Genomic DNA, 17,320 nt, shown 5'->3' on the forward strand with positions numbered 1-17,320 from the left:
GAGAAACAAGATTCTAGATATAAGAACCGAGATAGGATCTTTAATCTTTATTAATTTTTTCGTAGGTCTGGAAGCAGAAGTCATAATTGTTTTTGTCGTCCTTGGCATGACATACCTCTTCTATTTTTTGCCAGAACCTGGGACTTATCGTTGGAAAAAAAGTATCTGCTTCGACCTCTGCATCCACCTGTGTGATCTCTAACCTATCGGCAAACTCCATGGTCTGTTTGTAGATCTCGCCGCCGCCGATGATAAAAATATCTTCGTTGATCTTTTTAGCGAATTTAAGAGCTTCTTTTAGTGTAGAAACAATCAGCACACCCTCCTGAAACCAATCCTCCTTTCTGCTTACCACAATATTGGTACGGTTTGGGAGAGGTTTCCCGATGCTCTCATAGGTCTTCCTTCCCATGATCACCGGATGATTCTCTGTCAAAGCTTTAAAATGTTTCAGATCTTTTGGAAGATGCCAAAGTAACTGATTGTCTTTTCCTAGGGTATTATTTTTTCCTATAGCTGCAATTATCGTGGTCATAACATTACAAATCTACATTATTCTGCTTAATTAAGAAAAATTTATGAGACCTTAGTTTTCATAATTTCGTATTTTTGGGCATTATTCATAAATAATCAACCTTTCCAAAAGGATTATGAAATCATAATTTGGAAATAAAACAGCAACTTTTAAATGAAAAAGATCTTCATCACTTGCTTCGCATTATTGATACTTGCAAGCTGCAATAAGGACAAAGACATATTGAATTCTTTGAACGACCATAATATTGCCTCACAAAGCAAAGGTTATCATTTTGGAGACAAATTGCAATTGCCACAAGATGTTTTGGATTACGCAGAGGCCATTACTATAAGTTATGGTGACAAAGAAACCAGTAATCTAGCTATCGACCCGAACTTTTTCACTTTAGGAGAAAATGACGTTACTTTCAATCTCAAGACCAAAAGCGGAGAAGTTTTACAACAAGATGCAACCATCAATGTTTTTGCAAAGGCCAAAGCACGGTCAATCCCTTACGAGATCGTGAATCAATATCCGCATGATGCAGATAATTTCACAGAAGGTTTTGAAATCCACGGAGATATCGTTTATGAAAGTGTGGGTCTAGAAGGAAAATCAAAACTGATGAAATATACCTTGGGAAGCAGAACACCACTCCTGGAAGTTGCACAGCCGAGTAATATTTTCTCTGAGGGAATTACTGTTTTCGGAGACAAGATCTATCAACTGACCTACCGATCAAAAAAAGGAATGGTATATGATATGAACATGAAACTCATAAAAGAATTCGATTATCCTGAGGAAATTGCAGAAGGTTGGGGAATGACGAATGATGGTAAAAGCCTAATCGTTTCCGATGGGACCAAAACAGTCTATTTCCTTGACTCCGAGAATCCTTCAAAAGTGTTGAGAACAATTGCCGTAGCAAGTGATAAAGAAGGTTATGACCAGATCAATGAGCTGGAATATCATAACGGATCTCTTTATGCGAACGTTTGGCAGAAGCCGATCATTCTTCAGATCAATCCAGCAAATGGAGAAGTTACCGGAATTATCGACCTTAGCAATATCGCCAAACAGAACACATCTGGAAATGACGATGTCTTGAACGGAATCGCTTTCAAGGGCGAAAATATGCTGATCACAGGAAAAAACTGGAGCAAGATCTATGAGATCATCGTAAAATAATTTCTAAGTTCAATAAAAAAAATACCTTCCAAGATTTTTGGAAGGTATTTTTTTTATTGAATCACCGGTTCAGTCGGCTTGGGTTCATTTTTCACGAAAGTATATTTTATATTCAATTGCGTATTTTCCGCAAAAGTCTTTTTTGTCTTATAAGCGCCATTACACACCTCGGAAGTCAACTCATAATCACCTTGCTCCAGAATAATACTCTCTGCTTTTTTGGAACCAACAGGCAAACTATAATTTTTAGCCCCGGCAATATTCATCGTAAAATCACAGTCAGAATCGTTATTGATGATCAAGACCATATTTTTATTGGATTCATCAGAATTGAAAAGCTGATTGAGCAAAGTGACCGCTTTATTCTCTATGCTTAATTTTTCCTGACTTGGCTTAAATTGGTCTATCTTCAATGACACTTCTGAGTTTTTCCTCAAAATAGGAGAAACAGAACTGGTTGCACAACTCATTAAGCAACTACCCAAAATAAGCAAGATCAGTTTATTCATCTTTCAATTTAAATTTTATATAAGTTATCGTTTTTCCTTTGGAAGAAAACAGTTCCTCATAATAGGTTCTCACATCTCTGAGAAGCGGCGTGTCCGGCTGATATTCCGGCGCACCGTAAATATCGTGATGCGCAGTCAGAACCTCATGACCCAAACCTTGCAACAATCCCAAAGTATAACCGTGAAGATACTCTGAATCTGTCTTCAAGTGGATCACACCGTCTTTTTTCAAAATACGTTCATACCTATCCAAAAATTCAGGATTCGTAAGCCTGTGCTTGGTTCTCCTGTATTTGATCTGTGGGTCTGGAAATGTGATCCAAATCTCTGACACCTCATTCTCTGCAAACACGTTATCTATAAGCTCTATCTGAGTTCTAAGAAAAGCTACATTGTTAAGACCTTTCTCAATCGCTTCTTTTGCACCGAACCAAAATCTGGCTCCTTTAATATCTACTCCGATGAAATTCTTATCCGGAAAAGATTTTGCCAAACCGACAGAATACTCGCCTTTACCACATCCAAGTTCTAAAACAATAGGATTGCTATTTCCAAAAAACTCGTGCCACTTTCCTTTGTGTTCAAAATCATTGATGGCCTGTTCCCTTGTCGGTTGAATTACATTAGTTAAAAGCCTGTTTTCTTCGAATCTAGCAAGTTTGTTTTTTCCTTTTCCCATTTATAAGTCTTCTTTCCAATTTTAAAAACGCAATAAAAATAAATAATTTTAATGATTTACAGAAAAATAATTCATTATTATTTGACAATTTATATAAAAAATATTTTATTATTTAATTTCAGTCCCCACCACCTGCATCAGGTGTGAGTTTTGTAATCTCTTAAGATATATCGGCAGATACTTCTCTATATATATCTTGGCTGCTTCATAATTATCCGATTCTAGAAAAACGGTAATGTTATCCGAGCTGTAAACGAACTGCAGAAAATTAGGGATCAACTCCTTTGGTATTTTCATTTTGACAAAGTAATCATCACCATAATAATTTTGCAGATCCTTGATATGCTTGCTCATCTTTTCATATTGATAATATCGTTCCTTCTTTTTCTTCTCTCCCGATATCAAATCGAAAATACTATTGATACTGAAACTCAGTCCCTGATCGAATGACAATACAGGAATATCGGGCGATGTCCCGTCGCCTTTCGGTTCCGGCAGCCCTATCATTTTCTTTAGTTCGAATGCTTTCTCTGAAGATTTCAACATAGCTACATCTCTTCTCAGATTACCTGTAGGACGAAAAGAGCTTAGAATAACTTCCTGTATCTCGTAATAAGCAATCTGTAATTCTACAAAAGTCTTGTTCCTTTCCAGCATTTCTTTTGTAACCTCAAGGTCTTTTCTTTCTGTGGCTATAGAAGTAAATCTAATAATATCACCTTCTTTTGCATTGATGTGGAACTCGCCATTATAATTCGCAACAACACTTTTATGCTCATTCACATTGGTCACATAGACCTGATTGAGATAAAGACTGGACTTGTCCCTGATATAAATTTCACCATTTAGGAATTGCCCATAAACACAGGCCATGCAAAACAATGTTAAAATTGTAAATATCTTCTTCATATTGTCGGCAAATTTATAGAGAAATACATGCAGAACCATTACAAAAAAAAGCTGATAAGGTTAAAATTTTATTAAACTTTATCAGCTTTTTGTTAAGTAATTAGAATTAAAGACTTTATAAGAAAAGAACTGTTAAAAAATTTACTCTGAACTTCGATTTTTAAGATGAATCCAGCCTTTTATAATATCTGGCTCTGCGTTTTCGAAATCCTGCCATTGTAGGAAATACCAATAAGTCCCTGTGGAAATAGACACTCCGTTCTCCTTACCTGTCCATATATAATTATTGGCGGTAGAACCTTCAAATACTTTTCTGCCGTTTCTGTCAAAAATCTGAAATTTCGGATTAATTTTGTCCGATATCATCGACATATCTATTGTATCGTTTTTACCATCATCATTTGGCGTAATGGTATTTGAAATCCCGACAACCAAGAATACCTTCGTTACCGGATAGCAATTATCCACAGATTTCACATATACTGTATAAGAACCTTTACCCTCTTTGATCGGGAGTGTACTGGACGAACTATAATCCGAATCGGCAGGAAGAAAATCCAGCGCACCATTTTTTTTGATATAATACAGATATGGAGAATTTCCTTTGGACACACTTATAGTAACAGAAGTACTATCTTTCACGTCTATAGTATTGATCACAGGCAATTCAAAAGTTTTGAGCACAATTTCCGCAGGTTTACTTTTATTATCACAACCGTAGATATTCATAACTTTTACGTAAACAGTTTTCCCCGGTTCAGATCTATAACTTTCCACTTGATAATAGGGATTGGTTAAATTAACCTCCGGAATTTTTTGAGTTAATGAAGAATCTTCAAAATATTCATATTTATTATATGTTGAATCCTGGTTAACGGTTTTTTCAAAAATAGCCTTTAAATTATAGATTCCTTTTCCGTCAAAACCAACACATTGCACATCTTCCATATTTGTCAGATCAATATGTGCAATATTCACAGTAACTGTAACATCTTCTGAATCAGGATAAGCACCGGTAGCTTCAAAATAATATTTGAATTTTACAGTTTTTAGATCTGTATTATCCGGATCAAAAATTATTTTGTGAGAAGATCTATCATAATCAACAGCTCCTCCCTCCGGTTGCTGTGTAACAATTACAGTATCCCAATCAATTGACTTTAGAGGGTCTGAAGAAAAAGCCACAGGAATTTCAACGGTTTTACAATTGCCCGTATCAAAACTTTTCAATGTAAACTCTGGACATTTGGTATAAATATAGGGATCAGTCGAAAAAGACCCACAATCTGATTTGGAAATTTTACAATAATAGCTACCCGAACCATAATTTTCAGGATCTATCAAAAATGAATCCGCCCCAGACGTTATCAACAGACCGTTATGATACCATTCGTAAAAATTGTATCCATCATCAACCTGCAATTTTACACCGATAGCACAAGTCCCCGTTTTGGTAATTTGGGGAATCGAGCTAAAACCACCAAAAAAGCCTCCGTAACCAACAGCTTGATTGCCACCAGCCAGACCTGCTGTAACAGCCTTTGTAGAATATATGGAAACATTGCCTTTTACATTTTTCTTTGAAAAGAGAACCCATTCAGAAGTTCCAGAAACAGGGTAAGGCCCATATAAACCATTCAGCGATTCTCCATTCATTGTTACCTGTGCTCCGCTTTTTGTAATGATGTTTATATTAGTATTAAAATCATCTCTAATTCCCATCTGGTTTACTTCGGGCAATTCTACAATTTGATTTGGCAACAAACAATTGAGAGCAGGAACCATATTCATCCCACCAGAAGCAAATTGATAACCAACATCGTTCGTACCCGCCAAAAGTTGATAAACATAGACGTCTTCTGTACTTTTGACATACATGTTATAAACGCCGTTACCTTGATTTTTATAAAAGGAAGAAGCATATAAAATTTTATACTGTCCTTTATTAAGCATATAAACAGTTGGGCTATCATTAACTGTTACTTTAGTATCATCTTTGATTGCCATTACAATGACACGTTCCATGTCGAGGCCTCCGCCCCCAGGTACATCCAAAGCACCATTTCCTTTTGCTATAACATATTCTCTACCCAAACGATTTGTTGGAATCGCCTGATCCATCAGAATATCACTACCGCTATATCTATTTATATAATTACCATTGAAATTACCATTCGTAACACTAATGGGCTTATCAGAATGAATATTTGCCCCGACCAGTCCAAAATAGTTCTCATAGGGATCATCCACTAACACATTAAGATGATCAACTATTCTATATGGCACAACGGCCATATAAGACTCACCTTTATTAAGCTTTATATTCAATTCCGGGCTTTGCGTATTATTAAGGAATAAAATATTGGGATCATATCCACTTATCTTCACAGAGGTATTATTTTCTGTTGCTAATATATTAATCTGAGTATTTTGACTAAGGATCCCATAAATAGGTATAGTAGCAAGAGGAGTCATTGTCCCAAAAAAATCCGTTCCCAGTCCTGCGAATCCTTTGGAATTAATAATCTCAGCATGCGGGCCTCTCAAAAGTCTTAGATTTGCTAAGAACTTTCTACTGCCAACAAGATGCAAGCCTTTTTTTGCCGATAAAAAAGTGTCCGAAGGATTTGTAGTAGTAATTACATTTGGTGGTAATTTTATATACTTGGGATTACCTTTGCGTATGGTCATTCTATCCAACTCAACTTCTCCTGAATATATAACGACCTCGAAATCATCAACAGAATCTGTTGAGAGATACAAAAAATCCCCATTCAAGCTATTGTCATAATCAGGGTTCAAAACAATATATGTATCAAACATCGGCGCAAACCAATGCTCGGTATCCATCTGGGCAGATATTTTTATGGATAATAGGCAAAAGAGTAAGATTTGTAATATTTTCTTCATGGTTATAATCGAAAGTATTACAAATGTAAAAAAAGAGATCTATTTATCAATAGAATCTAGGTTCTATTCTTCAATAAGACCCAGCCTGTATATTTTACCGGTGGAGAATTTTCAAAATCCTGCCACTCCACTATATACCAATAACTGGAACTTGGTAAAGGCTTCCCATTTTGTTGTCCATCCCAAATATAGTGATTGGAAGCATCTCCCTCGAATAGCTTTCTACCTTCTCTGTCAAAAATCTGGAATTTGGCATTCTTTTTAAAATCAAGGTTTGACATATCCAGAACATCATTTATCCCATCACCATTTGGCGTGACAAGATTATAAATCTTTATTACAGAAAATTCTTTTTCAACAGGGTCGCAATCATCAGCAGAAATCACATAGGCTTTGTGTAATCCCGGTGAAATATCTGTAAAAACATTTGAGTCCTGATAATTCCCATTATCTATTGCATATTTATAAGGCTTAACACCTCCTGTTGCATTTATTTTCACTGTACTACCATTTATTTCTATTGATTCGATAGTTGGCAATTCTGCGGCTTTTATTTCGACGCTTTGTTTATATGGACAGTTGTTTGGCGCTGTCAGTATTACAAAGTATTTTCCTACTCCTAAATCATCTATTCTCTGTGAATCACCAATCATAGTTCCCGGATCCGATTCTCTATACCATTCATATTTAAAACCTGTACCGGCATCCAAATACGTTGTATCCTCCTGACAAATTGTTTTGTCAGCTAATTCAGTAGATTTTGAAGGAAGTTTAATCTTTATTAGTAATTCTCCCAGATTAGGGCAATCTACAGCATTAGAAAAACGGACATAAAGAAGCTGCTGAATATTAACATCAACTTCAGATATATTATTGGCCGCATTATTTTGAGCATCTATTTTATGGATATAAAATTTAGCCGTAACACTTGGGTCAGCTGTAAAAAGCTTAATAAAATCATTAAGATTTTGCACTAATTTTTTACTATCAAAATCATCATCGCAAACTTCGGCGGATTTGTATGATTCTGTCAAAGGAACTTTATCTCCTATTCTGAAATCGATAAAAGACCTAACATCAGTACAGTAATCAGAACTTACCTTGACATAGACTCTGGTATCTGTTGAATAGGTAAAGTTATCTGTTGAGATCAGATCTGTGTCAGCGTAAGATGCGGTCCGATAATATTGTACTTTCATGCCAGGAAACGAATTCTGTAAAATCACAGGTGTAACCTGGGTCGAAAATTTGACCGTAATTTGATTTTGGAATTTGTCATCACAGCTAGTTGCATTAAATTTCGAAACATCCAGAATCGCTATCGGGTAAGCTACAATTTCAAAAGACTGTTTATAATCACATCCCTCAGGCGATGTTAGAATCACATGATATTTACCCGGCGGAAGTGTGACTTTTTGTATTGAGGGGATAATATTTGTCGGGTCATTTTCATCGATCCATTGATATTTATTGTGTGCAGTTCCTGCATCTATTTGTTTTGTAGCATTTTCGCAAATGGTCACTTTCGCCGGTATTGTAGTCGATGCGAAGCCTTTTGTATATTTAATTGATAAAGACCCTACATTAGGACAAATTCCTACTTTTTCAAATCTATAATAGTAATTGACATCCTTTGTTATCGTTACATTGCCATTAGGCAACCTATCAATATCTTTTTGTGCATTATCCAGAGTCAAATAGAAATAAGTGTTAATAGAAGTATCACTCACATCTGCAGTCGATAAAAACAAATTTCTATAATTATTAAGATCGACATTCTCAGAATCATCCAGATTTGGGTCACATAAAATATAAGGAGCTGTGGTTTTTGTTAAAGGTAGCCTGGCTCCCACTTTCAAATTGACAGTGAATTTAACCGGAGTACATCCATCTGGCGAGATAACAACCATATAAACTGTTGTATCTGCAGAATATGTAAAATCATTGGGAAGTTCTGTTCCGGCTGTTGCTGCTGAATTGAGGTAGAATTTATTATTAGTAAAATAAACCGGATCTTTTAACAATTGACCTGCTAATTGATCCAGCTTCACCTTTACACCTTTAAAATCCAAATCACAACCTTCATAAACATTACTAATAATGTCCGGGATTGGCGCAAATTTCAGTTCAATTTTTACAGTTTTAGGACAAAAACCATTCTTTAAACGAACATAAACAATTCCTTCTGAAGATTGGTAGTTGGCCAGATCTGTCGTTGCAATTGTATTAAGTCCTGTATCGTTATCAGCATTATTTTGATCTTTATAAAAAGTCTTTGTCACAGAACCATCTTGAGTTACATTCGCTTTTGTGAGATCGAATTGTGCAACTGTATTGCTTACTTTACAACCCTTCAAAATAACATCATTGGCAATAATATTTTTGATGTCAATATTTACCAGAACTTCTTCTGACTCTGGTGTAGCAGGATCATCACCAATAAATTTGTATCGAAAAGAATCTGGACCTGCCACATTAGGATTGGCTTTGTAAGTAATTGTTTTAGCTGCATGATCAATTGATACAGTTCCTTTTGTCGGCTGTTTTACAATATCTATAGAAGAACCCACAACGCCCTGATTTCCTAACGTTAGTTTTGGAGTAAGTGTCAGGTTATCACATGTCTGATAAAATTGTGCTGTATAGCTCAAACAACTTAAGAATTTGAATTCAGTTGTACTAACCTCTGCGCAAGAACCTTGTTTTACCCTTGCTTTATAATAACCAGCTTCCAAAGGTTTATATAAATTAGTATTGGCACCGGCTATATCCTCGAACAAACCAGTAGTTTGGTTTTTTTTCATCCATTGATAGAAATCAAAACCTTCCGCCAACTGTAAAATTACATCCGGGACACATTCTCCCTCTTTTCTGATGATTGCCGGCAAGTAAGAGAATCCTGCAAAATAGCCACCATAACCCACTGCATCGTCTCCTGCGGATATACCTGCTGTTACCGCTTTACTAGAAAAAACGGCAACATTACCTGTAATATTAGGAACAGAATATGTCACCCATTGATTATTACCAGTCACATCAAAGGGACCATTACTTGTATTCAAAACCAGAGAAGTCCCATTACTTTTGACATCTACAGTGGCGCCTCGCTCTGTAATGATATTGATTTTGGTAGGGATCTGATTTCGATAGCCAACACTTGAAATATAAACTCTATTTTCATTGATGAGCCCGATCTCATCTATCTTATTTGGAAGATAGCAACTCAAAGGCGGAATATAGTTGAATCCTCCCGTAGCCTGACCATTGCCATTATAAGGTGGATTACCAAATTCTATTCCTGCTAAAAGCTGATAGACATAAATATTATTATTGGAAGAAATGTATAAATTATAATGTCCAGAACCTTGATCTCTGTAACTATCTGGTGGTGTTTCAAAAAATTCACCAGTTTGTAAAATCTTTGCAGGCATCGTATCATCATTAAGATAGATCTCCGTATTGTCTTTTACCGCAACAATAATGGCTTTTTCCATTGTAGTCTTAGAGCCATCCACATAGCTATTGGCACCATTTCCTTTAACCAAGACAAATGTTTTGCCTAATCTATCTTCCGGGACAGCCTGATCCATCAATATATCTGATGCACTTGGGTAATCTCCTGCATATTGACCGTTGAAGTTACCATTCGTAACCGAAATTGGTTTATCAGCCTTAATCTTTGCTCCTATAAATCCTTTAAAATTTTCAGATTGATCTCCTATACCATCAATGATATAAGATTGTCCTTTATTGAGAGTGAAATTAAATTGTGTCCTGCTGACACCATCCGAAAACTTAAGGTTTGGGTCGAAACCAGAGACTGTAACAGTTGTATTATTCTCTGTAGCCATGACGCTGGTCATAAAATTCAGAATATTATTATACACCGCGATAGGAGCCATTGCTACTCTAAAATCGGTGCCTATACCTGCAGTTCCCTTAGAAGTGAGAATCTCCGCATGTTGTGAGACCGAAAACCTCAAACTCGCATAGAAATACTTTTCCCCTTTAAGATATATGCCTTTATTTACCGGCTTAAAAAGATCTAATGAAGGATTAGAAAATATCGGACTTACAATGATTGAGCTTCTATTGGAAATCTGATAATACTGTGGATCATTTTTACTGATCGTGACAGTACCAACTATTACATTATTACTATAAACTTCCACTTTGAAAGGGGTAGTTTCATTTGTGGACATATAAATCCTTTGTACTGAGTTTGGATTTCCTGTTCTATCAACCATCGGTGCAAACCAATGTTCTGTATCTAATTGCGCAAAGGATTTTATCGAGAATATAAGAAATATTAAAATTTGTAAAACTTTCTTCATTATAATAATTAGGATATTATTACAAATGTAAAAAAAGCAATTTATTATTTCAACACAATTAATTTCTATTTTTCAGAAGAATCCAGCCTGTATGTTGTGCACGTTTGGGATTTCCGGCCTCATTCCATTCCAGGATATACCAATAGGACGTTGTAGGTAAAGGTTTTCCATTTAGTTTTCCGTTCCAGATGTATTGATTCTCAGGATTTCCTTTGAAAACCAAGATTCCATTTCTATCATAAATCTCCAATCTGGGTTCCGATTTTGTCATCAGATCAGAATAATCGATCGTATCATTTTTCCCATCACCATTAGGTGTGATGATATTTTTAACATTAATGACAGAAAAATCTCTTGCTATGGAACCGCAAGCATCCATTACCTCTATAGTATGGTCACCTTTTGGAATATTTTCGAAAACATTGCCAGGCTGATAGGACTGCCCGTCCAGACTATACTGATATGGCGGAAGACCATTCGAAACAAGTACAGTCGCATTATTTCCTTCTATCAAAATATTATCTATTACTAGATCCGCCGGTTCTGAAACTTTTACAGATTGCTTATAAACACAATTGTTAAATCCGAGTTCTACAATGTAATTACCAACAGAAATTTTTTCAGCAGTTTGGTTGTTGCTGAGGATTATCAGCGGTTCGGACTCTTTATACCATTTATAAGAAGTAAATCCAGCTAGAGAACTCGAGTCAATCCCTGTTCCGGCATCTAAGTCCACCGTTGTTCTCGGGCATATCAAGGTATCTTTTAAAACTGTAGATTTTTTCGGTTGTTTGAACAAAAGCCTGAACGATCCATAATTAGGACAAGAACCTACTGCGGAATTTTCTATCCTTACATAATAGGTCACATCCGAATTAGTTGGAGTAAGTTTTGGATTAATATTGGCAACAGTAGAAGGATCTCCCTTTTTAGCTTCGGCTTCTGTTTTGTAAAACATTTTAGTTGCTCCTATGACATTGGTCATTTCACTATCTACTATAGCTTCAAGATTCACATCTTTGAATCCATCTAGCTCATCATCACATATATCAAAAGTCGGCGTGACATTTTGTGGATAGTTCATAGAAAGAGGTTGACCATGGTAAAACGATATCTGATAAGAATCCGGCGCACAACTAAACGCGCCAACTTTAACCGTAATATCCTGAGGATTCTGTGTAAATTCAAAATTATTGTCAGGATTAATCTGTGTTCCGGCTTGTGTATAATATTCAACTTTGAAATCTCTGTTAAAATTAGTCACAATCTGATTCGTAAACTTCGACAATTTCTCTATATATTTACCATCAAAGTCATCATCACAAATCATTATCGGAGAATTATCAATGATTGCGACCGGTGCATTTTCAACTCTAATATTGCCAGCGAGCGTACAACCACTACTCAATTTTACTTCTAACCTATAATTTCCTGGGGCATTTGTAGGATAAGTAGGATTAGATGATAATACAACACCGGGATTACTATCTTCTGTCCATTTATATGTTGCTCCCAAATCACTAATCAAATTTTTTGGTTTTAATTCAATACCCAAAGTACTATCACAAATAATGGCTGAGTCATCTGTCTCTATAGCAGGTAAAAGGTCTATATTTCCTGTAAAACTACCAGCTTCCAAAAACACAGCAGAATCGTATCTGTAATTTTTTTCATCCGCTATTACTAATTTGATATGATAATTTGTACCGGGTTTTATATCGGCGACTGCTGTCAGAATCTTGGTTTGTCCGTTGAAATTGGTAGCACTTGCAGAAGGATTGTCAATTCCAATAAAACCACCAAAATATTTATCATTAGTAATATCATTTATAGTGGTTACTGAAACGGGATCATTGGTTCCGGGAACTAAGGCGATATTGGTATATGGGTCTGTACTTCCCGCTTCCTTGATGAGAAATGCAAACGCATCGCTGTAACTGTAATTTCCCGTGTAATATTCCTCAGAAAGGAACATATATCGAAAACTAACTTTATCACTAAGCGTAGATGAAAAATCAAATTCCAAAACTGTGGCGTTAGTAAGATCCGAAACAGGCAATCTTAATGCGTCTGCTAAATCCGGATCACCTATCCATCCGGATGCTGAAACATCCTGTATTGCTCCTTTTGGTCCAGGTGCAGCTAAAACACTGCCTGTAGACAAGATAATTCCCTCATTCATTGGAAATGAACTTGTTCCTTTCGTAAAAAATCCGTAACTAGAATTACTACCACCAATATTTCCACCAGAAACCTTTACGTTAGATATAGAAACGCAGCTCAAATTTTGAGTACCAATGAATTTATCCGCTACCAATTGATAATCGGAGTATGTGCTGTTATCAACTGTAATAAATTGCGCTTTAGCAAAACCAAACACCAACAGCAGAATAAAAAAAAGTTTATATGAAAAAATAGAATATTTCATTTAAGATAATAAAAGGCTACAAATTTACTCTTAAAATCCCAAACAAAAAATCCCGCTAAAAATTTTAGCAGGATTTTAAATATTTTAATTAAAGTCCGGATTAAGAAAGAGCGACTCTGATGAAGCCTGTCACTTTAAGATCTGCATTTACAGATTTTACATAGTTAGCAACTGATAGGCTTGAATCTTTGATGAAATCCTGGTGTACCAAGGTATTATCTTTGTAGAATCTCTGCATTTTACCTTTCAGGATATTATCGATGATGTTTGCAGGCTTACCTTCTTCAGTCAATTTATGTCTTTCGATCTCTAATTCTTTATCGATAGTTTCCTGAGAAACTGCATTCTCGTCCAGTGCGATCGGATTCATTGCAGCAACCTGCATAGAAACAGCTTTTGCAGCTTCATCAGCTCCGTCTACTTTTGCAGAAAGAGAAGTGATCGCAGCGATCTTGTTTCCAGCATGGATATAAGCTCCTAAGAAAGGACCTTCGATTCTTTCGAATGCACCGATCTCGATCTTCTCACCGATAACACCTGTCTGCTCGATCAATTTGTCAGCAACAGTAAGTCCGTGGAAATCTGTAGCCAATAATTCTTCTTTAGTAGCAGCAAAGATCGCCATCTCAGCTAACTCATAAGCCAACTCGATGAAAGCTTCGTTTTTAGCAACGAAATCAGTTTCACAGTTCAAAGAAATAATAACTCCTAAAGTATTATCCTCGTTCACTCTTGCGATAACCGCACCTTCAGAAGAATCTCTGTCCGCTCTGTTAGCAGCTACTTTCTGTCCTTTTTTTCTAAGGATATCAATTGCTTTTTCGAAATCTCCTTCAGCTTCTACTAGAGCTTTTTTGCAGTCCATCATTCCTGCACCTGTGGTGTTTCTTAACTTTGCTACGTCTGCAGCTACTGGTGTGTAAGACATAATATTGATTATTTTTATATTTGATTTTTGATTTTCCTCCTTCATGTTTTTCAGCGTGCAAATATAGTGATTTTTATAAAAAAATAATACATCCTTGTGTTCTTAGTTAAAAATAAGATACTATCAGTAATTTTCGCAAATTAATCAAAACCTAACATTTATTTAATCAAAATTCTTAACGGATATTATAAGATTTGACCTATTTTTACGTTCGTAATAAAATTAGTCCTTTAAATATAATGAAGAAGATATTTTTACTTTTATTCTTTTTGGTTTCCATTTGTACATTTTCACAAGTAAGCGTCTTTGAGGCAAAAAGTACTAAAGACCGGGGGATCGTTGAAAAATTCATCCGAGATAACCCCAAACACCCGGCTGTTCCCGAACTGAAAAAAAGAGCCTTGACCTTAAGATACCTGGGTACCGACCAGGCAGCAAAGCCAACCATTACTCAAATGACTGAAAAGAAAATTGAGAAAACTTCCAAGATAGGAACTACAGAAGACCCCAACACCCCTGAACCAACAAAAACTACAATAACAAAAACAGAAACCCCTGAAAAAGTGAAAGGGCCAAACACAAAAGTAGAACCCTCTCAACAAGCAAAAAACACGGCAGCACTACTCACAAGTCTTTTTAATAACAACCCGAATAAAAAAGAAGCCATCGTCCAAATAGTGAACAAATCAGCCTGTAATCTTGTGGTAAAAATCAGCGGAAAAAAGTTCTATAACCTTACAGTCCCCTCCAACGGGCAGAATTACATTCTTGTGGATAAAGGCAGCTACAACCTGTCAACTTCCATTTGTGACGCCATATACAATCAAAACAAGGCTATAACCAAAGACATTATCATTACTCTTAATTCTACAAAACAATCCAATTGAGGTCATTATTACTCTTATTATTTCCATTATTTCTTTTCTCACAGAAAACAATAGGTTTAGATTCCCTACAACTTAGAGACGCGGCTGAACTTTTAGGAGATGATTATGGGAATATCTATTTATATAAAAAGAAGGACCTAAGCCTGACAAAATACGACACGACCGGCAAACAGCTCGGGAAAGTCATGATGACTTTCCCATACAAGATCCAAAGCGTCGCCAATCCTCTCAATATTGTCATGTTTTCGGAAAATGTACAGGAAATCAAGTTTCTGGACCAGAATCTGAACGAAATCCAAAAAATAAGTCTCAACAACAATTTTGGATTCATAAAAGCCGTTTATTCTGAAGATCTTCAATTTGTCTGGTTGATAGATGACAGCAACAAAACCCTGGTTCAATATAATTTCAGAAGCAATTCAGTCATCAATTCCTTTCCTTTTAATATCAACCTTCAGTCGCTCCTAGATTTTCTGGTATATAATAATAAGATATATATCCTACAGGAAAACACATTTGAAGTCTATAATACAAAAGCCTCTTTGCTCTATTCGGCAAACATTCCCAATCCGAGAAAACTCCGCCGGGCCAATGATGACATTTTGATATTTGAAGCCCACAGCATCAAAAAATTTGACGGAATATCCTTATCCGAAATCTTCCAAAATCAGAACGCAAAAATTGTGGATAAAAATAACTCCGGATTTTTGGCACTCATAAAAGACAAGCTTTATCTTTACAAAAATAATTGATAGTCGATAAATCATACAGGATTTTATAGTTTCGATTTATCAATATTATCATTTATCAATTATAACTCATCAATTATAACAAAGAATGCATATTGCTGTCACTGGAAATATCGGAGCCGGAAAAACAACGCTAACCACAATGCTTTCAAAGCATTACAATTGGGAAGCACAATTTGAAGATGTTGATCACAATCCTTATTTGGATGATTTCTATGGTGACATGTCAAAATGGAGTTTCGCTTTGCAGATCTACTTCCTGGGAAGCAGATTCCGACAGGTAAAAGAGATCCGCGAGAGTGGCAAGAACGTGATCCAGGACAGGACGATCTACGAAGATGCACACATCTTTGCTGAAAATCTTGCAGAAATGAATTTGCTTTCCGAACGTGATTTTAACAATTATTTATCAGTTTTCAAACTGATGAAAGACTTCGTTTCGGCACCAGATCTGCTAATTTACCTTAGAGCAGATGTCCCTACCCTAGTAAGGCAAATCTCCAAAAGAGGAAGGGAATATGAGGCTGGGATCAGTATAGATTACCTGTCGAAGCTGAATAACAAATATCAACACTGGATAGAAAACTATAAAGAAGGTAAACTCCTTATTATAGATGTTGACAATTTGGATTTTGTAGAAAAACCAGAAGATTTCGGTTATATATTGGAAAGAATTGATGCAGAGCTGAATGGTTTGTTTTAAATTATTTTTGGCGAAATAATTGGACAGATCTCAAAATTAAAATTCGCCAAAGTTATAATTTTACGCAGCACGATCATGATAAAAGTAATTCATAACAACAGTTGTCCGAAGTCCAAGGCCATTTTGGAATATCTGGACGAGAATGATGTCAAGTTTCAGATCATTGATATCAACAAAGACCCGTTAAGTTTGTTCGAATTAAGAACATTATTTAAAAAACTTAATAAAAATCCAAGCAGAATCTTAAGGCATTCTACTGAACTTTTTAAAAAATATTTTTCAGAATCAGAATCCATAGACGATGAACAAGCCCTGAAGGTAATTGCCATGAATCCCGAACTGATACAATGCCCTATCCTTATAAAAGGTAAGATAGCGATGCCCGGAAATCCTTTGGAGAATGTAAAATTCTTTATAGAAAACTAAATCTATCTATAATAACAAGAACGAACGTGAGATATTAATTATCAAATATTTCACGTTCGTTTTTTATTAATTATTTTTAAAATAATTTGGCTATCCGGAAAATAATCCGTTATTTTGCACTCTCAAATATTCATTAGTCAAAAGAACATCGAG

At 35.7% G+C, this 17,320-nt stretch carries 13 protein-coding genes; 5 read left to right on the top strand and 8 right to left on the bottom strand.

The window, feature by feature from the left end; genetic code table 11:
- Positions 1-40 precede the first annotated feature (40 nt).
- On the bottom strand, positions 41-535 hold the full coding sequence (locus K319_RS0117155; RefSeq protein ID WP_027384723.1) for a dihydrofolate reductase: 495 nt from the start codon (positions 533-535) through the stop codon (positions 41-43).
- A gap of 153 nt (positions 536-688) precedes the next feature.
- On the opposite strand from K319_RS0117155, the gene K319_RS0117160 reads away from it, so the two are divergent.
- Positions 689-1,705: a glutaminyl-peptide cyclotransferase gene (locus K319_RS0117160; protein WP_027384724.1), complete on the top strand. Its 1,017-nt coding sequence runs from the start codon at positions 689-691 to the stop codon at positions 1,703-1,705.
- Positions 1,706-1,758: 53 nt separating this feature from the next.
- Here K319_RS0117160 and K319_RS21180 read toward each other — a convergent pair whose 3' ends face one another.
- The 7 genes from K319_RS21180 to tsf all read right to left on the bottom strand — a co-directional run bounded on the left by K319_RS21180 (position 1,759) and on the right by tsf (position 14,402).
- Positions 1,759-2,214, bottom strand: coding sequence for a DUF6759 domain-containing protein (locus tag K319_RS21180; RefSeq protein ID WP_027384725.1), 456 nt, complete (start codon positions 2,212-2,214; stop codon positions 1,759-1,761).
- On the bottom strand, positions 2,207-2,893 hold the full coding sequence (gene trmB, locus K319_RS0117170) for a tRNA (guanosine(46)-N7)-methyltransferase TrmB (protein WP_027384726.1): 687 nt from the start codon (positions 2,891-2,893) through the stop codon (positions 2,207-2,209). Before trmB ends, K319_RS21180 begins: the two co-directional genes overlap by 8 nt.
- Positions 2,894-3,001: 108 nt before the next feature.
- On the bottom strand, positions 3,002-3,802 hold the full coding sequence (locus K319_RS0117175; RefSeq protein WP_027384727.1) for a hypothetical protein: 801 nt from the start codon (positions 3,800-3,802) through the stop codon (positions 3,002-3,004).
- Positions 3,803-3,943: 141 nt separating this feature from the next.
- The gene (locus K319_RS0117180; protein WP_027384728.1) at positions 3,944-6,652 is read right to left on the bottom strand and encodes a T9SS C-terminal target domain-containing protein; all 2,709 of its coding nucleotides are present in this window, start codon (positions 6,650-6,652) and stop codon (positions 3,944-3,946) included.
- Positions 6,653-6,768: 116 nt separating this feature from the next.
- A complete protein-coding gene (locus tag K319_RS21185) occupies positions 6,769-11,046 on the bottom strand; it encodes a T9SS type B sorting domain-containing protein (protein WP_051230773.1) in 4,278 nt (1,425 codons plus the stop codon).
- A 58-nt stretch (positions 11,047-11,104) separates the two neighbouring features.
- Positions 11,105-13,474 (bottom strand): T9SS C-terminal target domain-containing protein, encoded by a 2,370-nt coding sequence (locus tag K319_RS0117190; RefSeq protein ID WP_027384729.1) that lies wholly within the window; start codon positions 13,472-13,474, stop codon positions 11,105-11,107.
- A 100-nt stretch (positions 13,475-13,574) separates the two neighbouring features.
- Positions 13,575-14,402, bottom strand: coding sequence for a translation elongation factor Ts (gene tsf / locus K319_RS0117195; protein ID WP_027384730.1), 828 nt, complete (start codon positions 14,400-14,402; stop codon positions 13,575-13,577).
- A 239-nt stretch (positions 14,403-14,641) separates the two neighbouring features.
- On the opposite strand from tsf, the gene K319_RS21190 reads away from it, so the two are divergent.
- From K319_RS21190 to K319_RS0117215, 4 genes are all read left to right on the top strand, one after another.
- Positions 14,642-15,289, top strand: a complete 648-nt coding sequence (locus tag K319_RS21190) for a DUF6759 domain-containing protein (protein ID WP_051230774.1) — start codon at positions 14,642-14,644, stop codon at positions 15,287-15,289.
- A complete protein-coding gene (locus tag K319_RS0117205) occupies positions 15,286-16,041 on the top strand; it encodes a hypothetical protein (RefSeq protein ID WP_027384731.1) in 756 nt (251 codons plus the stop codon). Before K319_RS21190 ends, K319_RS0117205 begins: the two co-directional genes overlap by 4 nt.
- 85 nt (positions 16,042-16,126) lie before the next feature.
- The gene (locus tag K319_RS0117210) at positions 16,127-16,741 is read left to right on the top strand and encodes a deoxynucleoside kinase (protein WP_027384732.1); all 615 of its coding nucleotides are present in this window, start codon (positions 16,127-16,129) and stop codon (positions 16,739-16,741) included.
- Positions 16,742-16,816: 75 nt separating this feature from the next.
- Positions 16,817-17,167, top strand: a complete 351-nt coding sequence (locus K319_RS0117215; protein WP_034672029.1) for an arsenate reductase family protein — start codon at positions 16,817-16,819, stop codon at positions 17,165-17,167.
- Positions 17,168-17,320: the final 153 nt, after the last annotated feature.

This window comes from Epilithonimonas caeni DSM 17710, from assembly GCF_000426465.1.
Taxonomy (GTDB): domain Bacteria; phylum Bacteroidota; class Bacteroidia; order Flavobacteriales; family Weeksellaceae; genus Epilithonimonas; species Epilithonimonas caeni.